The organism is Ruegeria sp. Alg231-54, assembly GCF_900143525.1.
Classification (GTDB): domain Bacteria; phylum Pseudomonadota; class Alphaproteobacteria; order Rhodobacterales; family Rhodobacteraceae; genus Ruegeria.
In genome coordinates this window covers 1-24,110 of record NZ_FREZ01000005.1, presented here as the reverse complement: position 1 = coordinate 24,110, position 24,110 = coordinate 1, and the positions used below count along the sequence as shown (strand labels likewise).

The 24,110-nt window shown below is 58.3% G+C and carries 20 protein-coding genes and 1 pseudogene; 11 read left to right on the top strand and 10 right to left on the bottom strand.

The window, feature by feature from the left end; all coding sequences use genetic code 11:
* The first annotated feature begins 48 nt into the window (after positions 1-48).
* The 6 genes from DHN12_RS10735 (at position 49) to DHN12_RS10710 (ending at position 6,776) form a co-directional block, all read left to right on the top strand.
* Positions 49-1,830, top strand: a complete 1,782-nt coding sequence (locus tag DHN12_RS10735) for an acyl-CoA dehydrogenase C-terminal domain-containing protein (protein ID WP_108860204.1) — start codon at positions 49-51, stop codon at positions 1,828-1,830.
* A 54-nt stretch (positions 1,831-1,884) separates the two neighbouring features.
* Complete coding sequence (locus tag DHN12_RS10730) at positions 1,885-2,097, top strand: hypothetical protein (protein WP_058274212.1); 213 nt, start codon at positions 1,885-1,887, stop codon at positions 2,095-2,097.
* Between the two features lie 135 nt (positions 2,098-2,232).
* Positions 2,233-2,871, top strand: coding sequence for a glutathione S-transferase family protein (locus tag DHN12_RS10725; RefSeq protein WP_108860203.1), 639 nt, complete (start codon positions 2,233-2,235; stop codon positions 2,869-2,871).
* Between the two features lie 11 nt (positions 2,872-2,882).
* Entirely contained in the window at positions 2,883-4,094 is a 1,212-nt protein-coding gene (locus tag DHN12_RS10720) for an acetyl-CoA C-acetyltransferase (protein WP_108860202.1), read from the top strand.
* On the top strand, positions 4,094-4,582 hold the full coding sequence (locus DHN12_RS10715; RefSeq protein ID WP_108860201.1) for a cupin domain-containing protein: 489 nt from the start codon (positions 4,094-4,096) through the stop codon (positions 4,580-4,582). The genes DHN12_RS10720 and DHN12_RS10715 overlap by 1 nt, the downstream gene beginning before the upstream one ends.
* Positions 4,575-6,776 carry a 3-hydroxyacyl-CoA dehydrogenase NAD-binding domain-containing protein gene (locus DHN12_RS10710; RefSeq protein ID WP_108860200.1) on the top strand — a complete coding sequence of 734 codons (2,202 nt, stop codon included), beginning with the start codon at positions 4,575-4,577 and terminating at the stop codon, positions 6,774-6,776. The genes DHN12_RS10715 and DHN12_RS10710 overlap by 8 nt, the downstream gene beginning before the upstream one ends.
* A 64-nt stretch (positions 6,777-6,840) precedes the next feature.
* Here the strand turns inward: DHN12_RS10710 and DHN12_RS10705 are convergent, their stop codons facing one another.
* Positions 6,841-7,599, bottom strand: a complete 759-nt coding sequence (locus DHN12_RS10705) for a Hint domain-containing protein (RefSeq protein WP_234416623.1) — start codon at positions 7,597-7,599, stop codon at positions 6,841-6,843.
* A 322-nt stretch (positions 7,600-7,921) separates the two neighbouring features.
* Positions 7,922-8,857 (bottom strand): DMT family transporter, encoded by a 936-nt coding sequence (locus DHN12_RS10700; protein ID WP_108860422.1) that lies wholly within the window; start codon positions 8,855-8,857, stop codon positions 7,922-7,924.
* A 153-nt stretch (positions 8,858-9,010) separates the two neighbouring features.
* Between DHN12_RS10700 and DHN12_RS10695 the strand changes: the two genes are divergently transcribed.
* Entirely contained in the window at positions 9,011-10,024 is a 1,014-nt protein-coding gene (locus DHN12_RS10695; RefSeq protein WP_108860198.1) for a hypothetical protein, read from the top strand.
* 5 nt (positions 10,025-10,029) lie between these two features.
* On the opposite strand, the gene upp is transcribed toward DHN12_RS10695, so the two are convergent.
* From upp to DHN12_RS10660, 7 genes are all read right to left on the bottom strand, one after another.
* Complete coding sequence (gene upp / locus DHN12_RS10690) at positions 10,030-10,662, bottom strand: uracil phosphoribosyltransferase (protein ID WP_058274218.1); 633 nt, start codon at positions 10,660-10,662, stop codon at positions 10,030-10,032.
* Positions 10,659-11,645 carry an adenosine deaminase gene (locus tag DHN12_RS10685; protein ID WP_108860197.1) on the bottom strand — a complete coding sequence of 329 codons (987 nt, stop codon included), beginning with the start codon at positions 11,643-11,645 and terminating at the stop codon, positions 10,659-10,661. Before DHN12_RS10685 ends, upp begins: the two co-directional genes overlap by 4 nt.
* On the bottom strand, positions 11,642-12,853 hold the full coding sequence (locus DHN12_RS10680) for a phosphopentomutase (protein WP_108860196.1): 1,212 nt from the start codon (positions 12,851-12,853) through the stop codon (positions 11,642-11,644). The genes DHN12_RS10685 and DHN12_RS10680 overlap by 4 nt, the downstream gene beginning before the upstream one ends.
* Positions 12,850-14,157, bottom strand: coding sequence for a thymidine phosphorylase (locus DHN12_RS10675; protein ID WP_108860195.1), 1,308 nt, complete (start codon positions 14,155-14,157; stop codon positions 12,850-12,852). The genes DHN12_RS10680 and DHN12_RS10675 overlap by 4 nt, the downstream gene beginning before the upstream one ends.
* Positions 14,158-14,161: 4 nt before the next feature.
* Positions 14,162-14,554 carry a cytidine deaminase gene (locus DHN12_RS10670; protein ID WP_108860194.1) on the bottom strand — a complete coding sequence of 131 codons (393 nt, stop codon included), beginning with the start codon at positions 14,552-14,554 and terminating at the stop codon, positions 14,162-14,164.
* A gap of 103 nt (positions 14,555-14,657) precedes the next feature.
* Positions 14,658-15,761, bottom strand: a complete 1,104-nt coding sequence (locus tag DHN12_RS10665) for a cupin domain-containing protein (protein WP_108860193.1) — start codon at positions 15,759-15,761, stop codon at positions 14,658-14,660.
* A complete protein-coding gene (locus DHN12_RS10660) occupies positions 15,724-16,428 on the bottom strand; it encodes a hypothetical protein (RefSeq protein WP_108860192.1) in 705 nt (234 codons plus the stop codon). The genes DHN12_RS10665 and DHN12_RS10660 overlap by 38 nt, the downstream gene beginning before the upstream one ends.
* 185 nt (positions 16,429-16,613) lie before the next feature.
* Here DHN12_RS10660 and DHN12_RS10655 point away from each other — a divergent pair, with 185 nt between their 5' ends.
* The 3 genes from DHN12_RS10655 to DHN12_RS10645 all read left to right on the top strand — a co-directional run bounded on the left by DHN12_RS10655 (position 16,614) and on the right by DHN12_RS10645 (position 22,576).
* A complete protein-coding gene (locus DHN12_RS10655) occupies positions 16,614-18,887 on the top strand; it encodes an NADP-dependent malic enzyme (RefSeq protein ID WP_058274225.1) in 2,274 nt (757 codons plus the stop codon).
* Positions 18,888-19,161: 274 nt separating this feature from the next.
* A complete protein-coding gene (gene prpE, locus DHN12_RS10650; protein ID WP_108860191.1) occupies positions 19,162-21,051 on the top strand; it encodes a propionate-CoA ligase PrpE in 1,890 nt (629 codons plus the stop codon).
* 91 nt (positions 21,052-21,142) lie between these two features.
* A complete protein-coding gene (locus DHN12_RS10645) occupies positions 21,143-22,576 on the top strand; it encodes an amidase family protein (RefSeq protein WP_108860190.1) in 1,434 nt (477 codons plus the stop codon).
* Between the two features lie 258 nt (positions 22,577-22,834).
* Here the strand turns inward: DHN12_RS10645 and DHN12_RS10640 are convergent, their stop codons facing one another.
* The gene (locus tag DHN12_RS10640; protein ID WP_058274290.1) at positions 22,835-23,596 is read right to left on the bottom strand and encodes an NAD kinase; all 762 of its coding nucleotides are present in this window, start codon (positions 23,594-23,596) and stop codon (positions 22,835-22,837) included.
* 168 nt (positions 23,597-23,764) lie between these two features.
* Between DHN12_RS10640 and glyA the strand changes: the two are divergent.
* Positions 23,765-24,110: pseudogene (gene glyA / locus DHN12_RS10635) on the top strand (serine hydroxymethyltransferase); the annotation flags it as partial.

Here is a 24,110-nt window from a genome sequence, read left to right as displayed (position 1 = left end):
CCCCTCGCCTGCCTATCACCCGGACATATGAATTAAAGGGAGCTTCACATGCCCGTCTACAACGCGCCAACCAAAGATACGCAGTTCATTCTGCACGACGTACTGAAAATCTCGGACTCCGACGTTCCGGGGTACAACGAGCTTGAAGCCGAATTCACAGGCGCCGTTCTGGAAGAAGCAGGCAAAGTAGCCACCAATGTTCTGCACCCGCTGAACGTGGTTGGGGACACCGAAGGATGCCGGTTGGAAAACGGTATCGTATACACGCCCACCGGGTTCAAAGACGCCTTTGAGCAGATGAAAGAAGGTGGCTGGACTGGCCTCGACATGCCGGAAGAGTATGGCGGTCAGAATATGCCATACGTCCTGGGCACCGCCGTTGGCGAGATGTTCTCGGCTGCGAACCAGGCATTCGTGATGTATCAGGGCCTGACGCACGGCGCGGCGTCAGCGATCCTGGCGCACGGAACCGACGAACAGAAAGACAAATACCTGCCCAATATGGTCAGCTGCGAATGGACCGGCACCATGAACCTGACGGAACCGCATTGCGGCACCGATCTGGGCCTGATGCGCACCAAAGCAGAACCGCAGAGCGATGGCAGCTATAAGATTTCGGGCCAAAAGATATTTATCTCGTCCGGCGATCACGACATGGCTGACAACATCATCCACCTGGTGTTGGCCAAGATCCCCGGCGGCCCCGAAGGCATCAAGGGCGTCTCCCTGTTCATCGTGCCTAAATTCATCGTCAATGAAGATGGCACGCCGGGCGAGCGTAACGGTGTCTCGGTCGGCAAGATCGAAGAGAAGATGGGTATCCACGGCAACTCGACCTGCGTCATGAATTATGACGAAGCCACCGGCTGGCTGCTGGGCGAAGAGCACAAAGGCATGCGTGCCATGTTCACCATGATGAACGAAGCGCGTCTGGGTGTGGGCATGCAGGGTCTGTCGCAGGCAGAGGCCGCGTACCAGAATGCGGTAGAATACGCCAAGGACCGCCTGCAGGGCCGTGACGTGACTGGTGTAAAGAACCCAGACGGCCCCGCCGATCCGCTGATCGTGCACCCGGACATCCGCCGCAATCTGATGGATCAGAAAAGCTTCACCGAAGGTGCGCGTGCGTTCATCCTGTGGGGCGCGACCATGATCGATAAGGCGCATCGGTCTGACGACAAAGATGCGGACGGACTGATCTCGCTGCTGACACCGGTCATCAAAGGCTTTTTGACCGATCAGGGCTATGACATGACCGTTCAGGCACAGCAGGTCTATGGCGGTCATGGCTACATCGAAGAATGGGGCATGTCGCAATACACCCGCGACGCACGCATCGCGATGATCTACGAAGGCGCCAACGGCGTTCAGGCGTTGGACCTTGTCGGTCGTAAGCTGGCGCAAGACGGCGGCAAGCACGTCATGGCGTTCTTCGACATGGTCAAGACATTCTGCAAAGACAACGCTGGTAAAGACGAAGCCTATGACAAGGCCTTCATCGAACCGCTGAAGGCTGCGTCCAAAGACCTGCAGGCCGCTGGCATGTACTTCATGCAGGAAGGCATGAAGAACCCCAACAATGCTCTGTCCGGTTCTTATGACTTCATGCACATGTTCGGACATGTTTGCCTGGGCTTGATGTGGGCGCAGATGGCCAAAGCCGCGCAAGATGCGCTGGATGGCGGCGCGTCGGACAAGGAGTTCTACGAGACCAAGATCAACACCGGGCGCTTCTACATGGCGCGCCGCCTGCCTGCTACAGGCATGCATCTGGCACGCATCCAGACGGGCGCGGACACGGTTATGGCACTGGACGCGGCGAACTTCTGATCTCAGTCTGGGTCCGGGCGATATTGCCCGGGCCCAGCTTACCGGAGGAACCACATGCCAAAGCGTTTTCGACTAACCCGCCGCTTTCCCGTTGCAATGACTGAAGACGGGTATCGCAAGCTCAAAGCGTTCGCGCGTGATGCTGGATTGGACGAAGGAGAGGCGCTGTCGTTTCTGTTCGAGAATTTCAACAGCGTGATCAACGAGGACAACCTGACCCATCGCCTGCGAATCTTCAATTCCGAGTTAGATGACCGCAAGCGTTAAACACTACAGCCACCTTCACTCAGGTGGGCGTGTTTTCAGCAAGACAATGCCCTTTGGCGCTCAGCCAAGCGGATCGTCTTTCTCGAAATACGCGAGTTTCGACTTCGCACCGTACGCCTTGGGAGGGGCGATCGCATGACAATCGAACTTCATTGCTTCGGAGAAAGCGGAAACAGCTACAAGGCTGCCTTGGCCCTGGAAATGTCCGGGCTGGACTGGGAACCGGTTTTTGTAGACTTCTTCAAAGGCGTGACACGTACTCCCGAATACCGCACCGAGGTCAATGAAATGGGCGAAGCGCCCGTGCTGGTCGATGGCGATTTCCGGACCAGTCAATCGGGCGCCATTCAGGCCTATGTGACTGAGAAATCCGGCAAGTTCGGCGGCAAGAACCGGGATGAGAAGTACGACGTTCTGCGCTGGGTGCTGTGGGACAATCACAAGCTCAGCTCAATGGCTGGCTTGACCCGTTTCTTGATCAACTTCCTACCGGAACAACACCGAAATCCTGATGTCATTGCCTTCAATCAAGGTCGCCTGAAAGCGGCTTATGACATTCTGAACAATCATCTCGCCGGTCGCGATTGGATTGTTGGTGATGACGTCACGAATGCCGATCTCAGCTGCTGCAGCTATCTGTACTATCCTGAACCATTCGGCTTTGACCGTGCCGACTGGCCCCATATCGACGCCTGGCTGACCCGCTTGTCGGAACAGCCAGGCTGGAAACACCCCTATGACCTGATGCCCGGCAAACCGTCGGATCGAGCTTAAGGAGAGACCCCATGACCGAAGCTTATATTTATGACGCCCTGCGCACCCCGCGCGGCAAGGGCCGCAAGGATGGCAGCCTGCACGAGGTAACCTCGGTACGCCTGTCCGCCCTGACCCTGAATGCGATGAAAGAACGCAACAATCTGGAAGGCCACGCCGTTGAGGACGTGATTTGGGGAAATGTCACGCAGGTGATGGAACAAGGCGGCTGTCTGGCACGTTCCGCGGTTCTGGCCTCGGACCTGGACCAGTCGATCCCCGGTCTGGCGATCAACCGTTTCTGTGCGTCCGGCATGGAAGCTGTGAACTTGGCGGCAAACCAGGTCAAGGGCGGCGCTGGCCAAGCCTACATCGCAGGTGGCGTGGAAATGATGGGACGCGTTGCCATGGGCAGCGACGGCGCAGCGATTGCCGTTGATCCCTCGCTGGCGATGGACACCTATTTCGTGCCGCAGGGTATCTCGGCCGATATCATCGCGACCGAATATGGCTTTAGCCGTGACGACGCTGATGCGTTGGCGATGGAATCGCAGCGCCGAGCCGCGGAAGCATGGGCAGACAACCGTTTTGATAAATCGGTTATCACAATCAAGGATCAGAACGGCCTGACCATTCTGGACCGCGACGAATACATGCGCCCCGGCACTGACATGCAAAGCCTTGGTGGCCTGAACCCAGCCTTCCAGATGATGGGCGAACAGATGCCCGGCTTCGACAAGGTGGCGATGCTGAAATACCCGCATCTGGAAAAGATCAACCACATCCACCACGCGGGCAACAGCTCGGGTATTGTGGATGGTGCTGCGGCGGTTCTCATCGGCAACAAGGAATTCGGCGAGAAATACGGCCTCAAGCCACGTGCCCGCATCAAAGCGACTGCCAAGATTGGCACCGACCCGACCATCATGCTGACTGGCCCGGTACCGGTGACCGAGAAGATTCTGGCGGACAACGGAATGAAAATCAGCGATCTGGACCTGTTCGAAGTGAACGAAGCTTTTGCCTCGGTCGTTCTGCGGTTCCAGCAGGCGTTTGATGTCGATCCCGGTTTGGTCAACGTCAACGGCGGCTCGATCGCTATGGGCCACCCACTGGGCGCAACCGGCGCGATGATCATCGGCACTCTGCTGGATGAGCTTGAGCGTCAGGACAAGGAATCCGGTCTGGCAACGCTCTGCATTGCATCCGGCATGGGTGCTGCAACAATCATCGAGCGCGTCTGATGCCCAAGCTGGATCTCTCTCAGATCCCGTTTCTGGGCGGCTCGTCCTATCCCGGCAAACTGGCTGAGGCGACCGCGGGTCGCTTCGTCCAGCGTGTGGGCGATGCGGGCGGTCTGAATCAGTACGGGGTCAACATCGTGCGGCTTGAGCCGCAAGGCATGTCCTCACTGCGCCACTACCACATGGAGCAGGACGAATTTGCCATCATGCTCAGCGGTACCTGCGTGTTGATCGATGACGATGGCGAGCATGAGATGCAGCCCGGAGATTGCGCTGCTTGGCCAGCAGGTGAGGCCAACGGCCATCACCTTGTGAACAAAACCGATGCGCCCGCGACCTTTCTGGTGGTGGGCACACGGACCCCGACCGAGACCGCGTATTACAGCGACTTAGACATGATGGTGAAGGATGATGAGAACGGATTCTCCTTTACCCGCAAAGATGGCAGCCCGCTGACGGCTGACCAGATTGGAGATGACAATGACTGATTTCACTCTGAGCAAAGACGCAGACGGCGTCGCCATTATTACCTGGGATGTGCCCGGGAAAACCATGAACGTGATGTCCTTTGACGGCCTGGCGCAACTGAGCGATCTGGTCGATCAGGCGCTGGCGGATGACGACGTCAAAGGGATCGTTATCACATCCGGTAAGGACGGGTCCTTTGCAGGCGGCATGGACCTGAACCTGTTGGCAGTGATGAAGGAACAGGCGGGCGACAACCCGGCAAAAGGCCTGTTCGAGGGCACGATGCAGATGCACGCCCTGCTGCGTAAAATCGAGATGGCAGGCATGGACCCCAAGACCAAGAAGGGCGGCAAGCCGATTGCCACCGTTCTGCCTGGCACCGCTGCGGGCATTGGCATGGAACTGCCCCTGTCCACGCACCGCATCTTTGCGGCCGAGAACCCCAAGGCAAAATACGGCCTGCCCGAGATCATGGTTGGCATCTTCCCAGGCGCTGGTGGCACCACCCGGATGGTCCGCAAGGTTGGCGCGATTGCGGCGGCACCGCTTTTGCTGGAAGGCAAGATGCTGGACGTTAAGAAAGCCAAGGGCGCGGGATATATCGACGAGATCGCAGCCGATCCGATGGCCGCAGCCAAGGAATGGGTGTTGAACGCCAAGGACTCGGATATCGTCAAACCCTGGGATGCGAAGGGCTATAAGATGCCCGGCGGTGCCCCCTACCACCCTGCCGGTTTCATGAACTTTGTCGGCGCATCGGCGATGGTGAACGGCAAAACCCAAGGCGCCTTCCCTGCGGCTAAGGCTCTGCTGAGCGCGGTTTACGAAGGCGCGTTGGTCGATTTCGACACCGCGCTGAAGATCGAAGCGCGCTGGTTTACGTCTGTTTTGATGAATCCGTCCTCGGGTGCGATGATCCGGTCGCTGTTCCTGAACAAGGAAGCGCTGGAAAAAGGTGCCGTTCGCCCCGCAGGCGTTCCGGATCAGCGGGTCAAAAAGATCGGCGTTCTGGGCGCGGGCATGATGGGTGCCGGTATCGCGCTGATCTCAGCTCAGGCCGGTATGGAAGTGGTTCTGATCGACCGTGACCAAGAGGCGGCGGATAAAGGCAAGGCCTACACCGAGAGCTACCTAGACAAGGGTATGAAGCGGGGCAAGGTCACCGCTGAGAAGAAAGAGGCCATGCTGGGTCGCATCACCGCGACGCCAGATCTGGACAACCTCAAAGGCTGTGACCTGATCATCGAAGCTGTCTTCGAAGATGTGGGCGTAAAGGCCGAGATGACCAAGAAGGTCGAGGCGATCATTCCCGAGGATTGCATTTTTGCCTCGAACACTTCAACCCTACCGATCAGCGATCTAGCCAAGGCGTCGGTGCGTCCGGATCAGTTCATCGGCATCCACTTCTTCTCGCCAGTCGAGAAGATGTTCCTGGTGGAGATCATCAAGGGCAAGGAAACCGGTGATCGCGCGGTGGCCAAGGCGCTGGACTATGTCCGCCAAATCCGCAAGACGCCGATCGTGGTCAACGACGCACGCTTCTTCTACGCCAACCGCTGCATCATCCCCTACATCAACGAAGGATTGCGCATGATCACCGAGGGCGTCAGCCCCGTGTTGATCGATAACGCCGCACGTCAGTTGGGCTTCCCGGTCGGACCGATCCAGCTGAACGATGAGACCTCGATAGATCTGGGTGCCAAGATTGCCCGGGCCACCAAAGCCGCCATGGGCGATGCTTATCCGGAAAACCCGGGCGACGATCTGATCTTCTGGATGGAGGAAGAGGGTCGCCTGGGACGCAAGGCAAACGCGGGCTTCTTTGACTATGACGAAAAGGGCAAGCGCACCAAGTACTGGAATGGTCTGCAGGAGAAATACCCGCATGCCGAGGACCAGCCTGACCTGATCGAAGTGCAGGAACGACTGATGTTCGCGCAGGTTCTGGAAGCGGTCCGCGCGCTGGAAGAAGGCGTTCTGGAGGACATCCGCGAAGGCGACGTTGGCGCAATCCTTGGCTGGGGCTTTGCACCTTGGTCGGGTGGTCCACTCAGCTGGCTGGACATCATCGGCACGCCCTACGCCGCCGAGCGTTGCGACCAGTTGACGGCACAGTATGGCGAACGCTTCGCCTGCCCGCCGCTGCTGCGTGAGATGGCTGAGAAAGGCCAGAGCTTCTATGGTCGCTTTGACCCCGAAGCAAAAGCTGCTTAAAAAAATTGACGCTGGTGCGGGTTACCGCGCCAGCGTCATACTTTAATCAATAGCTTTAAAAAAATTAGAATATCGGAGCAGGCCGCCCCGGCCGCCCAGGACGTCGCGCACCCATGACAGGCCGCGCCGGAAATATCGGGTTCTGCATGATCGGCGCCGGTAGCGCGCCCAGTGAGTTCGCAATCACTGCAATATCCCTGCTATGCGCGACCATGTCGATCAGATCTTCGGTCCGCTCGGCATCGACCACCTTGTATGAGGCGTTCGCGGGCCGGCTGTTCGACCCAAAGCGGCCCGCAGGACAAAAGGCCCGCAGGCCGCCCTCAATGTAGATCACTTCGTCTTGTTCAAAGAACAACGAACAAACCTTAAACAGCAATGATGGCGCGCTGGACGAAAATCGAAACGTTCCACTGAGAACCCGCGCAGGCACCACGGGCATGCTGATCGGCAGCGTGATCGGACCCTGGCTCAGCTTGGTGTTGTCCAACGCCACGCCCTGCTCTGGCATCAACCAGACCGGATCGCCGTTGTACAAAGTGTTCGACGGCACGCGGACAGGTAAGTTTTCCGACCTGGACTCGCTGGCGGCGATTGCTATGCAATCCGTCGCAACCCGCGAGACTTCTCTGAACCCGTTGTCCATCGTGCGGATCAGATCGCCTACTTGCAATCCTTCAACAGATTTCCATCCACGATCCGTCGCAATCTTAGTTCCGTGGACAAAACCACCCCGGCGCGCGTTTAGCGAAATCGCGGGATTGTCCTGCACTTCCTGGTTCGGAACGGCCTCATAACTCAAAACACTCTGTACATTTAACACGTGTCGCACCCATTTTTGACACAAAAACAACTACTCATAACGACTAGCACGACTTAACCATGGGCGACTTAGTTTCGACACATTGCCGCCCAATTTGGGTTCTTAAAGCCGTGAAAAATAACAATTCTTTGAACAACACTGCGCTATTGGTAAATATTGGCGGGTTTTTGGAAACTATAATTACCACCAGCGCTCATCCGTGCCGCCGAATCTGTCTGAGCCCGTCGGCTGAAATCGCCCGGGTCATGTGACACGCATCGGTATCAGGTCTGAATGATCCCCGCTTGCCCACCCAAAACATTAGGCTGACCTCAGGATACGGCTAAACCGGTTCTGGCCGGGCAGCCTCGCGCCCTGCACGCCATCCCAACAGGGCACCTGCGATTGCAATCAAGCCAATCCCGGCAATCTGCATCGGCCCGATCGCCTGCCCGAAAGCCGCAAAGGCAAAGAGCGGACCAAAGATCATGACCGAGTACTCAAAGACCGCGACATAGGACGGCTCGCCCACCTGATAGGCCTTGATCAACATGAAGACGGCAATCGTGGAACCAACCGCCTGTATTGCGATCCACGGCAATGCGGGTTGCATCTGCCAGACCCAACCCCGGGCGGCGAAACCATCGGGGCCATCCGGCGCGGCCACCGGAATCAAATCGAGAACCAGAAGACCGATCCCCCCGGCCGCCCCCAGCGTGATGATCATCGCGGCCAACAGAGCGACGGTGCTTTCATCCGAACAGTGGCTGCGCGTGATAACGGCACTCAACGCGTAGAACAGGCCCCCGGCGACCGGGAACAGGCTGCGGGTATCGAAATCGTAGGGGTCAAGCTGCAGCACGCACAGGATCCCTGCAAACCCCAGCAAAACCGCAACGATACGCCAAGGGCCAATCCGTTGTTTCATTGCCAGGGCCGAGATCAACAGGACAAAAATCGGCGATGTGAACAACCCGGCCAGCGCCTGCGCAATCGGCATGACCGCAAGCGACGCGAAATAGAACAACATGGCCAGGGTGATCAGTACGCTGCGCAGAATCACCGGGCCAAATCGTTTCGGGCGCATACTGCCCAGCCCCAATAGCGACAGACCAAAGATCAGCGGCAACATCAGCAACGCGCGGCTCAGGTGGAATTGCCACAGGCCAACCGTTTCCGCCAACAGGATCACTACGTTGTCTATCACCCCGATGATGGCCATCGCGCTGATCATCAGCACTGATGCCAGTATGGGTGACGTCTGAGTGTCCGCCTGCATCATTCACCTCGGCATAACAGTGGAGCACGACTGGCCGATCCTTGGCGCGCCGTTGTATCCAGCACATTTACCGCAGACGGCGCAACTGATTTGCGCCCTTTGAATTTACCATGTTAAGCTGGGGCAAAATAATAACGAGCAAACTTCACCTTGATGACGGCTCTGAAACAGTACGAACGGATCGAAGCCACCGGTCTGTGGCGCCCCTCGCCCGACGTGCAGCGGCGCGAGGTTGTGGTGTCGATTGGCGAAGCAACGCTGACGATTTCTGATTTCAACGATCGGGCATTGACCCATTGGTCATTGGCTGCGCTGGAACGACAGAACCCAGGACTTTATCCCGCAATCTTCAACCCGGACGGAGACCCCGACGAAACGCTGGAACTGGAGGAAACCGAGACGACGATGATCGCGGCGATCGACCGTTTGCAAAAGGCAATTGATCGGTCGCGCCCGCATCCCGGGCGGTTGCGTTGGCTTAGTGTTGCGGGTGTGGTTGCTGCAGTTGCCGCACTATTGCTGCTTTGGGTTCCGGCCGCACTGCAAAACCACGTCGTTTCTGTTGTCCCCGAGATCAAGCGATACGATATCGGGGATGCGATCCTGCACCGAATTGAACGGGTTTCAGGTGTCTCGTGCTCCTCAGAGGATGCACAGGCTGCGTTGGACCAACTGGCAGCCCGAACCGGAGTGCGAGAGGTCGTTATTCTTCCTGCGGGGGTGCAAACAAGCCTCGGCCTGCCTGGTGGGATCATTCTGTTGAACCGCTCATTGGTTGAAGATCACGAGGACCCATCCATCGCCGCCGGTTACATCATCGCCGAACGCGCGCGGGCCGCCGCACAGGATCCCTTGGACGAGGTACTGGACCGGACCGGTCCAACCACGGCATTCCGCCTGCTGACAACCGGAGAGCTGACGCCGGAAATCGTTGACGCCTATACCGAACAGGTCTTGTCAGAACCGCGCCCAACTTTGTCCGATCAAGCTTTGCTAGAGGTATTCGCCCAGGCGGCGCTGCCTTCAACGCCATATGCCTATGCTGTGGATGTCACGGGGGAAGACACTCTGGGCCTGATCGAGGCTGACCCGATGGCCGGGCGTCCCTTGCCGCAAGTGCTGCCGGACCGCGATTGGGTCCGGCTGCAGAATATCTGTGGCGAGTAAACCGATTACTTGGTGCCGAACATCCGGTCGCCAGCATCGCCCAACCCAGGCATGATATACCCTTTCGAGTTCAACTCGCGATCCAGCGACGCCGTGACGATGTTCACGTCAGGATGCGCCTCTTTCATGCGGGCGACGCCTTCGGGCGCGGCCAACAGGCAGAGGAAACGGATATCGGTCGCCCCGGCTTCTTTCAGCAAATCAATCGCTGCGGCCGAGCTGTTGCCGGTGGCCAGCATTGGGTCAACGGCAATGACAAGACGGTCTTTTAAGCCTTCGGGCGCTTTGAAGTAATACTGAACCGGTTTCAGCGTTTCTTCGTCGCGATACAACCCGACAAACCCGACACGGGCCGAGGGGACCAGTTCCAGCACCCCGTCCAGCATCCCATTTCCCGCCCGCAGGATCGACACCAAGGCCAGCTTTTTACCGGCCAGAATGGGGGCGTCCATTTCCTCCATTGGGGTTTCGATGTGCCGGGTGGTCAGCTTCAGTTCACGCGTGACCTCATAGGCCAGCAGCAACGTTATTTCGCGCAGCAGCTGTCGGAAAACAGCGGTCGAGGTGCCCTTGTCCCGCATGAGCGTCAGTTTGTGCTGCACCAGCGGGTGGTCAACGACGGTCAGGTGTTCGCTCATGTTCTCTCCAGTCTTTTCTTGACCCGTTCACGGGTGTCATCATCGCAGAAAGCCGCGTTCAGGGCTGTGTTGTTCAGGGCTGCAAAATCCTCGGCGTCCCAGCCAAAGGCCTGATGCAGCATCTCATATTCGCGCCGCATGGTGGTATGGAAAAACGGCGGATCGTCGGTGGAAACTGTGACGTTCACACCCTGATCGCGCAACCGGGCAATCGGATGTGCCGCAAAATCGGGAAACAGGCCCAGAACTACGTTGGAACCGGGGCAGACTTCAAGCGTGACTTCGCGGTCGACAAGTTCCCGGATCAGATCGTCGTCCTCGATAGCCCGCACGCCGTGGCCGACCCGTTCGACACCGAGGTCCCGTACAGCATCGCGTACGCTTTCGGGGCCGCCGAACTCTCCGGCATGGGTGGTCAGGCGCAGCCCAGCTTCGCGGGCGCATTCAAAGGCCCATTTGTAATCGCCCTGCGTCCCGACGCCCTCATTGCCGCCCATTCCGAACCCGGTGATCCAGTCACCGGCGGTTTCCGCTGCGCAATAGGCGCTTTGTTTCGCTTGTTCAGGTCCGAAATGCCGGACGCACGTGACAACGCCGCGCAGGGTGATATCGAACTTGCGCTCGGCCTCGTCTGCCGCTTCCTGAATGGCGTTCAGATAGTCACGCCAGGCGTGCACATCCCCGCCGCCGCAGAAATCAGGGCTGAGGAAGGTTTCCGAATAGACCACCCCATTCGCAGCGCTTTCCTCCAGAATGGCCAAGGTCAGGCGACGGAAATCCTCGGGCGATTTAAGCACTTCGCAGGCGGCCTCGTAGACACTGAGAAAGTGGGCGAAGTCGCGGAAGTCATAGCTTCCGTCTGATTTAAAGATACCGCTCAGGTCTATGCGCTTTTCATGCGCAAGCTGACGGATGAATTCAGGCGGCGCTGCCCCTTCATGGTGCAGGTGCAATTCGATTTTGGGTAGGTCTGCGACGGTCATAGAAAACTCTTCCCCGGCCCTTGGGCCGGAATGTTCAGATGGTGTGCGATACTTGCAGCGACATCGGCAAAATCGACTGCCCCGATTTGGCCCGTGCCCTGCCCCGCGATCAGAACGGGCACCTGTTCGCGCGTGTGGTCGGTTCCGATCCAACTGGGATCATTGCCGTGATCGGCGGTCAAAAGCATAAGATCGCCCGGTCGCAGCCTGTTCAGGATCACACCGATTTCGCGGTCGAACCATTCTAGCGCTCGGGCATAGCCGCTGATATCACGGCGGTGGCCATAGAGGCTGTCGAATTCGACAAAATTGGCAAAGGTCAGGCTGCCTTCGTCGGCCTGATCGACCAAATCGGACAAGTGGCCCATCAACTCGGCATCCGGCCCTTTGCGTAGCGTGTCGATCCCCTGCATCGAGAAGATGTCACCGATCTTGCCCACTGCATGGACACGGCGCCCGGCATCCTGCACCCAATTGGTCAAAACCGGCGCTGGTGGCAGGATGGCAAAATCCTTTCGGTTCGTGGTGCGGGTAAAGCCCTGATCAGGTGAGCCTGTGAAGGGTCGCGCGATGACCCGACCCACTTTCATCTCATGCAACCGCGGGGCAAGCGCCTTGCACATGTCCAGCAGGCGGTCGAGGCCAAAGCTCTCTTCATGTGCCGCGATCTGGAACACGCTGTCGGCGGAAGTGTAGCAGATCGGCCAACCGGTCCGCATATGCTCGGCCCCTAGTTTGGCGATAATGGTCGTGCCCGAGGCGTGGCAATCACCCAGAATTCCGTCTGTTCCAGCCGCCTGTGCCGCAGCACGGCTTAAATCGGCGGGGAAGGTTGGCGTGGTATCCGGGAAATAATGCCAATCCCACGGCACCGGCAGACCGGCCAGCTCCCAGTGGCCCGAAGGCGTATCCTTGCCAAGCGAATGCTCTCTCGCGCACCCCCAGCGCCCAGACGGATCGACCTCTAACCCCGGCGTTTCCGACCCCGATGCCAACCGCGTTGCGGCCCCCAGTCCCAGCGCATCTAAGTTTGGCAGGTACAGTGGGCCTGAGCGCCCGTCTTCAGCCCGCCCTTCGGCGCAGGCCTGTGAAATATGGGCCAGTGTGTTTGCACCCGTGTCCGGCACATCGCCATTAAAAAACCGATCAGCATCCGGCGCGCCGCCGATGCCAACCGAGTCCATCACCACAAGAAACGCGCGGGTCACGGCGAAATCCTTTCGTGGACAAGAGTGGGCTCTGCCGGGGCATCGGCACCTATCGTGATCGCGCTGAGAACGCTCTGGGCGGCTCGCCGCGCGGCATCTTCCCGCGAAGCGTGGATTACCGCCAATGGCGCGCCCTTCTCGACTTTGTCGCCCAGCCGGACGATGTCAGACAGACCCACGGCCGGGTCGATGACGTCGTCTTCAACCTGCCGTCCGCCGCCCAGTGCAACAACTGTCAGGCCCAGCACCTCACCGTTAATGGCAGTGATGTGTCCGTTGGTCGGTGCCGGAACTTCAAGGATCACGCTGGCCTCTGGCAAGTACCGGGACCAGTTTTCAACAAACTGCAGCGGCGCGCCTACGGCTGCCATCATACGCCCAAAGCGTTCCGCCGCGCGACCGTCGCGGATGACATCCGTGATCTTGTCGCGCCCTTCTTCGGCGGTTGCGAACATCCCGGCATCCGCCAGCAGAACCCCGCCCAACTCGGCCGAGATTTCCGCCAGCGGGGCATAGGGGTCTTGCGTCATGACCTTCATCACCTCGGCCACTTCCAAAGCATTGCCCAGCGCAGGCGCTAAAGGTTGGTGCATATCGGTGATGACCGCCGAGGTCCGGCAACCTGCTGCATTCGCAGTTTCCGACAAGGCCCGCGCCAGTTTGCGCGCATCATCCATCGTCTTCATGAACGCACCGCTACCCACCTTGACGTCCAGCACCAAAGCCTCGGGGCTGGCGGCCAGTTTCTTGGACAGGATCGACGCGGTGATCAGGTCCAGGCTTTCAACGGTCGCCGTCACATCACGGATCGCATAAAGGCGTTTGTCTGCCGGGGCGATCTGCCCCGTGGCCCCGACAATGGCCGCGCCGGTTTCGCGCAAAATCTGCGTCAGGCGGTCCTGACCGATCTGGGTGCTGACACCAGGAATGGCCTCAAGCTTGTCCAGGGTACCGCCAGTATGACCCAGACCCCGCCCCGAGATCATAGGGACATAAGCCCCCATCTCGGCCAGTGCAGGGGCGAGCACGAGGCTTACGCTGTCTCCCACTCCACCGGTCGAGTGTTTGTCAATTACCGGGCCATCGAAATCCCAGCTGAGCACATCACCACTGTCGCGCATTGCGATCGTCAGATCGGCGCGCCCTTTGGCACCCAATCCGCCCATGCAGACGGCCATGGCAAAAGCGCCCGCTTGGGCGTCGCTGACACCACCATCGGCCAAACCTTGCGCGAACCAGTTTAGCTCATCTCCAGTCGGCACCTCATTCCGGCGCAGTTTTGCAATGATCGAACGGGCGTCCATGGGGTCACACGTCCTCCATGTGCGAGGCGTCGAAAGCGCCCGGCAGCAATTGCCCAATCGTGGTTACAAACTCGGCGCCATCCACGGTCGCCAGCGTCACCTTTACGTCCCGCTTGCCAAATTCGGCTAGCTTTTGCCGGCAACCGCCACACGGCGGCACCGGTTGCGGACTTGAAGCGACGACATAGACCTCGGACAGTTCCTGTTCGCCCGCAGCGACCATCGCGGCAATAGCTCCGGCCTCGGCACAGGTGCCCTCGGGATACGCCACGTTTTCCACGTTGCAACCCGCGTGGACCTCGCCGGATGCGGACCGGATCGCCGCCCCAACCTTGAAGTTGGAATAAGGCGCATAGGCTTTTTCCCGGACAGACAGTGCTGCATCTTTCAAAGTCATGGCGATTCCCCATTTTTGATCAACTGGTCAGAAAATCACACCCTAAAGGAAACTGCCCGGGGAGTTGAACCCCCGAGTACAAGATTCCCAGGCAAATTCTCACCTAGCCCAGATCGGTATTGAAGACCCCCGGAAGGGTGACTTCAAGCAATTCGACATCATCAGAAGGTTCGGACAGTTTGGTGCGCATACCGGGCGGGATCACGAACGCATCCCCTTGTTCCAGACGGTAGGGGTCGCGCCCTTCACCTTCCAAAGTTACCTCGCCCGTCATGACGAAGGTAAAATGGATATCCGTGTCATGCGTCGCCCAGACCGGTTCACCCTGCCCTTTTCGTACGACCTGCACGCCAGCAACACCCTTGGTATTCTCGGCAATCGTCGTGTCGCGACAGATGTATCCTGGCAGGCGGAATGGTCCCCACTCTGAATTCTCGGCTTTGTTATAAACAAAACGCTGCCCTTGCCATTCGCGGCCCGGGCGGAAATTCGGCGTAGGCAGCTTCATCTCGTGGTCGATTTCGGTGACGTGTTCGGCAGGAACACCAATTTCGATCACCTGAACATTGTCCGATGCTTCAAGAACCCGGTGGCGAATTTCAGGGGGTTGGATAAAGCAATCCCCGGCTGTCAGGCGCAGTTTGTCACCCTGATCCTCGTAAACAACGTCGACCCAGCCATGAATGCAGAAGATCAGCTGAAACCCGACTTTGTGGAAATGCACCATATCCGGCACCGGGCCGCCATCGGGGATACGGATATGGCTGGCGATGATCGATCCACCCAGCCGATCTGGCACCAAATCGCGGTAATGCATCCCCGCCCGCCCGATGATCCAGGGCGCCTGATCCTTGAGCCTGCGAACCACAAAGGAATGCACCGTTTCTGGCATCACCAATGGGGGATTCAGCTCATCAATCTCAACCCGTGTACCATTGGGCGCGACCAAAGTCCGCTGTCCGCCCGCAAAACCGTCAGGATCGTCAGTCAGGATGCGGATCGTGCCTGCCGCCTCAGGCGCGTCCCTCTCAACCCGAAGGCGCAACCCGTGGCCTGAAAACACGGCAACACTCGGATCGTCGGCGGGATAGATCATATCCATCCTCATTCCGAGGGTCTTTGTGAAAAACGGGATGTCGTCGCGCAGTTCGCTGGTAGGCAGTCGGATTTCAGCGCGCGTCTGGCTGTTGTTTCTGGTCGAGGTCATTCAGCGTCTCTTCGGCATCGGATTTTGGCCATCCGATCAGAACAGAGGCCAAAATGCCAATCGAAAAGAACATCTCAAGCGTTTCTTCCAGCACAAAGAACCGCACCGTCATAAGTGTGGACAGATCTGCCTGGTAGATTCCGGAAACTTCCTCGAGCAGCTGAGCGGTTACCGCCAGCAATCCCGCCAGCACGAAAATTACGAAAAAAGGCGCCCGTCGCTTTACCGCCCGCCATGCCGTCGGGGCTCCATGCGATAGGGCACCTCCGATAACGATGACGGCCAGAACAACCCGGACCGACGTCATATCAAGCACACTGTCCAAACCGTTAAGGACCCAATATGGCAGGCTTTCGACTGGATAGATTTCCGCCTCAAGCTCTCTTTCCGCCAGCAACAGACAGACCAGCGCAATATAAAGACGGGTTATGCCGGGATAGCGCCAGAGCGCGGCTAGGCCCGCGGCAAAAAGCGCAGCGGCCGAGATCGTTTCGAACAATCCCCCCTCTTCGTTCAGAGCAAGGGCTTGAACCGGCCAGATACTGACGGCGGCAAGGACAAGGATGGCGATCAGCAAAACCGATACGTAAACGGCGCGATCCGGGCCAACAACGACCTGGTCCACCGGGAAGGCGGTCCCGGCCTGAATTTCATCTTTATAGCTCATTTATGGCTTTCAGTGCTCGACAGGTCTAAGTTGGCTCCAAAGTTGCCCGAATGTAAAAGCAATGCGACGCTTTTCAACGGGATGTCGGTGAACTTTAGCGAAACTGTTGCAAAATGACGTAGCGTAGCCAAAGCCGGGGAAATAGTTTAACACTAAATCAAATTTCCTGAGGAGTTGAGTCGCCGATGTCGGACACACCCAGCCTGCGGCAGGCCGCGCTAGAATATCACGCCCATCCAAAGCCCGGTAAGCTTGAAATCAAAGCGACAAAACCGATGGCGAACGGCCGCGATCTGGCGCGCGCCTATTCGCCCGGTGTGGCCGAAGCCAGCCTGGAAATCAAAGCGGATCCTGCAAATGCCGAGCTGTATACCGCACGCGGGAACTTGGTGGCGGTCGTCTCGAACGGAACGGCGGTACTGGGGCTGGGGAACATCGGCGCACTTGCATCCAAACCGGTGATGGAAGGCAAGGCCGTCTTGTTCAAGAAATTCGCCGGGATCGATTGCTTTGACATCGAGGTCGATCAACCCGACCCCGAGAAACTGGCGGATATCGTTTGCGCATTGGAACCGACCTTTGGCGCGATCAACCTTGAAGACATCAAGGCGCCGGACTGTTTTATTGTCGAAAAGCTGTGCCGGGAACGGATGAACATCCCGGTCTTTCACGACGACCAGCACGGCACCGCGATTGTCGTGGGTGCCGCGGCCAAGAATGCGCTGCACGTCGCCGGCAAAAATTTTGAAGACGTCAAAGTGGTCTCAACCGGTGGCGGCGCGGCGGGAATTGCCTGCCTGATGATGCTGGTCAAACTGGGCGTCAAACGCGAGAATATCTGGCTGTGCGACATTCACGGGCTTGTCTATGAAGGCCGTGAAGAGGACATGAACCCGCACAAGGATCAATTCGCACAAAAAACGGATTTGCGCACGCTGGACGATGTAATCGGCGATGCAGACCTGTTCCTTGGCCTTAGCGGGCCGAACGTCCTGAAGCCCGAGATGGTTGAGAAGATGGCCAAGCGCCCGATCATCTTCGCGCTGGCCAATCCAAGCCCGGAAATTTTGCCACAAGCCGCACGCGAAGTCGCGCCGGACGCGATCATTGCCACCGGCCGCAGCGACTTTCCCAATCAGGTCAACAACGTGCTGTGTTTCCCCTTCATCTTCCGGGGAGCGCTGGATGTGGGTGCGACCGAAATCAACGACGAAATGCAGATCGCCTGTGTGGACGGGATCGCCGAGATGGCACGCGCCACGACCAGCGCCGAGGCGGCTGCGGCCTACAAAGGTGAGCAACTGACATTTGGCCCCGATTATCTGATCCCCAAACCCTTTGACCCGCGCCTTGTCGGCGTCGTGTCCTCGGCCGTTGCCAAAGCCGCGATGGAAAGCGGTGTGGCCAAGCGCCCGATCGACGACTTCGAGGCATACAAAGAACGGTTGAATCAGTCTGTCTTCAAGTCTGCCCTGCTGATGCGCCCGGTCTTTGAGGCCGCGGCCGTGGCCTCGCGCCGGATCGTATTTGCCGAGGGCGAGGACGAGCGTGTTCTGCGCGCAGCTCAGGCTATTCTTGAGGAAACAACCGAAACCCCAATCCTGATCGGCCGCCCCGAAGTGATCAATGCACGATGCGAACGGTTGGGGCTGACGGTCCGTCCCGGCAAAGACTTCCAGATTGTAAACCCGCAAGACGACCCGCGATATTACGACTACTGGAACTCGTATCACGAGATCATGCAACGCCGCGGTGTCACGCCGGACCTGGCAAAGGCGATCATGCGGACGAACAACACCGCCATTGCGGCCATCATGGTGCAACGTGGTGAGGCAGACAGCATGATCTGCGGCACCTTTGGCGAGTATCGTTGGCACCTCAACTACGTCGAACAGGTTCTGGGCGATGTCGATCTGCACCCGCATGGCGCGCTGTCGCTGATGATCCTCGAGGACGGACCGCTGTTCATTGCCGATACCCATGTTCGGCAGCTACCAACCCCCGAAGAGCTGGCCGAGTCGACCATTGGCGCCGCGCGTCATGTTCGGCGTTTCGGGATCGAGCCTAAAATCGCCTTCTGTTCTCAGTCGCAGTTTGGCAATCAGGCTGAAGGATCGGGCAAAAGGTTGCGGGCGGCACTGGATATCCTCGACGCCGAGCCGCGCGATTTCACATATGAAGGTGAAATGAATCTGGATCTGGCCCTCGACCCTGAACTGCGTTCGCGGATCTTCCCGAACTCACGCCTGAAAGGAACAGCAAACGTTCTGATCTTTGCCCATGCGGATGCGGCGAGCGGAGTGCGCAATATCCTGAAAATGAAGGCCGATGGCCTGGAGGTCGGCCCGATCCTGATGGGCATGGGCAACAAGGCGCATATCGTGACGCCGTCAATCACAGCGCGCGGATTGCTGAATATGGCGGCGATCGCGGGTACACCCGTAGCGCATTACGGTTAATTAACCTGAAACAGTATTCAGGGCGCCAGTATAGGCGCCCTGTTTGATTCAAAGCAGGTGAAAATTTGCACACCAAATTATTCAACTTTGCAAAAGCGCAAAATTGATCGTGAAAAGTCAGCAAAAAGACGATGGTTTGCAAAAATTTGCAGACCAATCTGCGGACTCTTGCAAATTTTTTTGCGATAAAGTGACGCTCCGTCAAAGCGCTCGCTTGTGCGGTGCCCCCTAGCCACATAACACATTTCTCAAGGAGATTTAGGAGGAGTTCACCGTGGCATATCAGGACATTTACGAAGGCTGGGAATCGGACCCAGAGGCTTTTTGGATGAACGCCGCAAAGGCAATTGACTGGGTTCAACCGCCGACCAAAGCCCTGTTTGACGACAACGCCCCTTTGTATGAGTGGTTCAGCGATGCCAAGGTGAACACCTGCTGGAACTCGGTCGACCGGCATGTCGAAAATGGCCGCGGCGAGCAGACTGCCATCATCTATGACAGCCCGATTACCCACACCAAGCGCGAGATTTCATATGTCGAACTGCGCAACCGCGTGGCCAATCTGGCCGGGGCATTGCGCGCCAAGGGCGTCGAAAAGGGAGACCGTGTCATCATCTATATGCCAATGATCCCCGAAGCGCTGGAGGCCATGCTCGCCTGCGCCCGTCTGGGGGCCGTGCACTCGGTGGTGTTCGGCGGCTTTGCCAGCAATGAACTGGCTGTCCGGATCGACGACGCCAAGCCCAAGGCGATCATCGCTGCATCCTGCGGGATGGAACCGGGTCGCGTCGTGCATTATAAACCGCTGTTGGACGGGGCCATCGACATGGCCAACCACAAGCCCGAGTTCTGCGTGGTCTTCCAGCGCGAGCAGGAAGTGGCGCAATTAATTGAAGGGCGTGACTACAACTGGCATGGATTCCAATATGGTGTCGAACCGGCGGAATGCGTTCCAGTCGATGGCAATGATCCGGCGTACATCCTGTATACTTCCGGCACCACCGGCGCGCCCAAAGGTGTTGTACGCCCGACCGCAGGCCATTTGGTGGCGCTGAACTGGACAATGAAAAACATCTACGATGTCGATCCGGGCGATGTGTTCTGGGCGGCCTCGGACGTGGGCTGGGTTGTTGGACACTCTTACATTTGTTACGCCCCCCTCATACACGGAAACACGACGATTGTGTTTGAAGGCAAGCCCGTCGGCACGCCCGACGCGGGCACTTTCTGGCGGGTGATTTCCGAGCATAAGGTCAAAAGCTTCTTCACCGCCCCGACCGCCATCCGCGCCGTGAAACGTGAAGACCCCAAGGGGGAAATGCTGGCGAAGTATGACCTCTCCTGCTTGCGCGCGTTGTATCTGGCGGGCGAGCGCGCAGACCCCGATACGATCGAATGGGCGCAAGACGCGTTGAAGGTGCCGGTGATCGATCACTGGTGGCAGACCGAAACCGGCTGGACCATCGCCGGCAACCCACTGGGAATCGAGGAACTGCCGGTCAAGCTGGGTTCACCCGCGAAACCGATGCCTGGCTATGATGTGCAGATTTTGGACGAAGGCGGTCATCCGATGAAACCTGGTGAGCTGGGCGCAATTGCGATCAAACTCCCCCTGCCCCCGGGCACCTTGCCAACGCTGTGGAATGCCGAGGATCGGTTCAAAAGTTCATACCTGAACCAATTCCCCGGTTATTACGAGACTGGCGATGCAGGCATGGTGGACGAGGATGGCTACCTATACATCATGGCGCGCACCGATGACGTGATCAACGTCGCTGGCCACCGCTTGTCGACCGGTGGGATGGAAGAGGTTCTGGCCGCCCACCCCGACGTGGCCGAGTGTGCAGTGATCGGTGTGACGGACCAGTTGAAAGGTCAAATGCCAGTGGGGTTCCTTTGCCTGAATGCAGGCTGTGACCGCGACCATGGCGAGGTGGTTCAAGACGTCGTCAAACTGGTGCGCGAAAAGATCGGGCCGGTCGCTGCGTTCAAACTAGCCGTGGTGGTAGACCGCCTTCCTAAGACCCGCTCGGGCAAGATCCTGCGTGGAACGATGGTGTCGATTGCGGACAGCAAGGACTACAAGATGCCAGCCACCATCGATGACCCGGCTATTCTGGACGAGATCGCCGACGCGTTGAAAACCCTTGGCTACGCTCAGTAGCAGACATGCGGGCGACGATCCGTCGCCCGCATGTCTTTCTCTTGCAACCTGAAACAAGCCCCCTACTGTCATCCCAAGACAGCGAGGGCCCATGACACAAACCGATATCTGGCGTCTGAACGCCACCGACCTGACTGCCTTAACCCGCAGCGGTGAGTTGAGCGCATTTGAGGTCACCCAAAATGCCATCGACCGGATGCACCAGGCGAATCCAAATCTGAATGCGGTGGTTGAGGACCTGAGCACCGAAGCGCTGGAACGCGCACGTGATCTGGATGCGTCTGTGGCGGGCGGCGCCCCTGCCGGTCCGCTGCACGGTGTTCCCGTCACCATCAAGATTAACGTCGATCAAAAGGGGCACGCGACTTCAAACGGTGTGGTGGCCCTGAAAGATGTGATCGCACCCGAAGACGCGCCTGTTGTGCGCAATCTGCAGAATGCCGGGGCCATCGTGATTGGACGGACGAACACGCCGGAATTTTCATTCCGCGCCGATACAGACAACCCGCTGCATGGCCGGACACATAACCCGTGGGGCCGCCATATCTCGCCTGGTGGATCTTCGGGCGGGGCCGGTGCGGGCGTGATGGCAGGCATCGGTGCGCTGGCGCATGGCAACGACATTGGCGGCAGTCTGCGGTTTCCCGCGGCGGCCAATGGCGCGGTCACAGTCAAACCAGGGCTGGGGCGCGTCCCTGCGTGGAACCCCAGCCAACAGGTCGAACGCGGAATTCTAGCACAATCCATGTCGGTCCAGGGGCTGATCACCCGCTCGGCCGCCGACTTGCATCTGTCCATGCCCAGCCTGATCGCCGCCGACCCGCGCGATCCGTTTCACGTTTCAATGCCGTGGCGCGGGGAAGCCATGCATGATCCGATCAAAGTGGCCTTCACCAAAAACACCTTTGGCTATGCGCTGCACCCCGAGGTCGACAAGGCGCTGGACACGGCCCGCGATGCGCTGGTCGACGCCGGTTATATGGTGGAAGAGATCGACCCGCCGGATGTCTTTGAGTGCGGCCGGTCAGGCTATCGCGCCTTGATGGGCGAAGTCCTGACCCTGATGCAAAGCGACATCAAGGCCACGGGATCTGAAACCATCCGCGAGATCTTTGACGTCTATTTTCAGGAATTCCCTCCCATAGTTGAAACCGACCTGATCCGAATGTTGGCCAAGCGGAGCCACTATGCCCGTGAATGGTCGTTGTTTATGGAAGACTATGCTTTGGTCTTGTCGCCCTTCCTGCCGCAACCATTCTTCAAGCCGGATCGGGACACCGAAGGTGCCGAAGGGGTGCACGAGGTTCTTGGCTGCGCCGTTTATTCCTATGCGATGAACTTCCTTGGCCTGCCCGCCGCTTGCGTTCCGGCCCGGCTGGCGGATTTGTCCAGCGGCCCGCAGCCGATCAATGTCCAGATCGCTGCCCGCCGCTGGCGTGAAGATATGGCCGTGGATGCCGCCGCCGCAATTGAGGCGCGCGTCGGTCAAATGTGCTTCCCGTTGTGGGAGAAGATGGGCACGTAGTGCGACCCAAAACGAAAATAGACCCCGGGGTTTTGTGCCCGGGGTCAGCTTACTAAAATAAGCCCAGATATCATTAACGAGCGTAGCACCACCTACCCTCGCCAGCGCGTAAACTGCGCAATCGTTCGAAAACGTCGTTTGGTGGCCACTCACTCCCACCGAGACGTGTTCTCCGGGCAAGATCAGATTAGCGGAAAGTTAATGAAGCTCATGTGAACTGCTTCACACAAGTTCTAAAAAATTCGTAAGTCCCAAAATTTAGGTGAATTGCTCGGATATCAGGCGCTCTTCCAACCCATGCCCAGGGTCGAACAAAATGCGGTGCTGGATTGCAGGTTCAGAGCGGATCTCGACCCAGTCGATATCAGGGAATGAAACCGAATCTGCATCGGCCATGACTGGGCGTTTGTCCGCATCCAGCACATCGAAACGCACCTTGGCGATCTTGGGTAACAGCGCACCGCGCCACCGACGTGGCCTGAATGCAGCAATAGCCGTCAGGGCAAGAACATCTGATCCAATTGGCAGAATCGGGCCGTGAGCCGAGTAGTTATAGGCGGTCGATCCGGCAGGCGTGGACAACAACGCGCCATCACAGACCAGTTCATCCATGCGAACACGGCCATCGACACTTATCCTGAGGCGCGCGGCTTGTGGCCCTGCGCGCAGCAGCGACACCTCGTTGATCGCCAGCGCTTCGTGCATCTTACCTGACTGATCCATCGCACGCATGGCCAGTGGGTTGATGACTTCTTCCTCGGCTTCGCCCAGACGGGCCATAAGGTCGGCTTCGTGGAACTCGTTCATCAGAAAGCCGATTGTTCCTCGGTTCATGCCATAAACCGGCGTATCCAGGTGCTGCATGCTGTGCAGCGTATGGAGCATGAACCCGTCACCGCCCAGTGCAACGACCACATCGGCATCCCGCGGTGCCGCGTTTCCATAACGTTTCACCAGCACGTCGCGGGCTGTTTGGGCCACTTTGACGTCGCTGGCGAGGAAAGCGATTCTCTGGATCATTTGTTGCGGTTTCCGGTCTTGCACATTTGGTTCCGAAACAACCATACCTTTCCCCGATAAGCCAGACTTGACGCCGCAGCGGGCCAATTCGTCGCTTTAAAGCTTTTGCGCATGTACCGTTTCCGATAGGAAATCCGCAAGATTCTTACCCAGCCATGTGGAGCCCCCATGAACGCCAATCTCCGTGATACCGGATTTTTCACCCAGTCCCTTTCTGACCGTGATCCCGAGCTGTTCGGCTCGATCACATCCGAGCTGGGTCGTCAGCGCGACGAGATCGAGCTGATCGCATCTGAAAACATCGTCTCTGCCGCCGTGATGGAAGCACAAGGCTCGGTGATGACCAACAAATACGCCGAAGGCTATCCCGGTCGTCGCTATTATGGCGGTTGCCAGTACGTGGACATCGCCGAGAATCTGGCCATCGACCGCGCCAAAGAGCTGTTTGGGTGCGGCTTTGCCAACGTACAGCCGAACTCTGGCTCTCAGGCCAATCAGGGTGTGTTCCAAGCWC

What these genes read in the sequence shown, in the direction of transcription:
- DHN12_RS10735 (WP_108860204.1), top strand. Translation starts at nt 49, where the DNA reads ATGCCCGTCTACAACGCGCCAACCAAAGATACGCAGTTCATTCTGCAC.
- DHN12_RS10730 (WP_058274212.1), top strand. Translation starts at nt 1,885, where the DNA reads ATGCCAAAGCGTTTTCGACTAACCCGCCGCTTTCCCGTTGCAATGACT.
- DHN12_RS10725 (WP_108860203.1), top strand. Translation starts at nt 2,233, where the DNA reads ATGACAATCGAACTTCATTGCTTCGGAGAAAGCGGAAACAGCTACAAG.
- DHN12_RS10720 (WP_108860202.1), top strand. Translation starts at nt 2,883, where the DNA reads ATGACCGAAGCTTATATTTATGACGCCCTGCGCACCCCGCGCGGCAAG.
- DHN12_RS10715 (WP_108860201.1), top strand. Translation starts at nt 4,094, where the DNA reads ATGCCCAAGCTGGATCTCTCTCAGATCCCGTTTCTGGGCGGCTCGTCC.
- DHN12_RS10710 (WP_108860200.1), top strand. Translation starts at nt 4,575, where the DNA reads ATGACTGATTTCACTCTGAGCAAAGACGCAGACGGCGTCGCCATTATT.
- DHN12_RS10700 (WP_108860422.1), bottom strand. Translation starts at nt 8,857, where the DNA reads ATGCAGGCGGACACTCAGACGTCACCCATACTGGCATCAGTGCTGATG.
- DHN12_RS10695 (WP_108860198.1), top strand. Translation starts at nt 9,011, where the DNA reads ATGACGGCTCTGAAACAGTACGAACGGATCGAAGCCACCGGTCTGTGG.
- upp (WP_058274218.1), bottom strand. Translation starts at nt 10,662, where the DNA reads ATGAGCGAACACCTGACCGTCGTTGACCACCCGCTGGTGCAGCACAAA.
- DHN12_RS10685 (WP_108860197.1), bottom strand. Translation starts at nt 11,645, where the DNA reads ATGACCGTCGCAGACCTACCCAAAATCGAATTGCACCTGCACCATGAA.
- DHN12_RS10675 (WP_108860195.1), bottom strand. Translation starts at nt 14,157, where the DNA reads ATGGACGCCCGTTCGATCATTGCAAAACTGCGCCGGAATGAGGTGCCG.
- DHN12_RS10670 (WP_108860194.1), bottom strand. Translation starts at nt 14,554, where the DNA reads ATGACTTTGAAAGATGCAGCACTGTCTGTCCGGGAAAAAGCCTATGCG.
- DHN12_RS10665 (WP_108860193.1), bottom strand. Translation starts at nt 15,761, where the DNA reads ATGACCTCGACCAGAAACAACAGCCAGACGCGCGCTGAAATCCGACTG.
- DHN12_RS10660 (WP_108860192.1), bottom strand. Translation starts at nt 16,428, where the DNA reads ATGAGCTATAAAGATGAAATTCAGGCCGGGACCGCCTTCCCGGTGGAC.
- DHN12_RS10655 (WP_058274225.1), top strand. Translation starts at nt 16,614, where the DNA reads ATGTCGGACACACCCAGCCTGCGGCAGGCCGCGCTAGAATATCACGCC.
- DHN12_RS10645 (WP_108860190.1), top strand. Translation starts at nt 21,143, where the DNA reads ATGACACAAACCGATATCTGGCGTCTGAACGCCACCGACCTGACTGCC.
- DHN12_RS10640 (WP_058274290.1), bottom strand. Translation starts at nt 23,596, where the DNA reads ATGATCCAGAGAATCGCTTTCCTCGCCAGCGACGTCAAAGTGGCCCAA.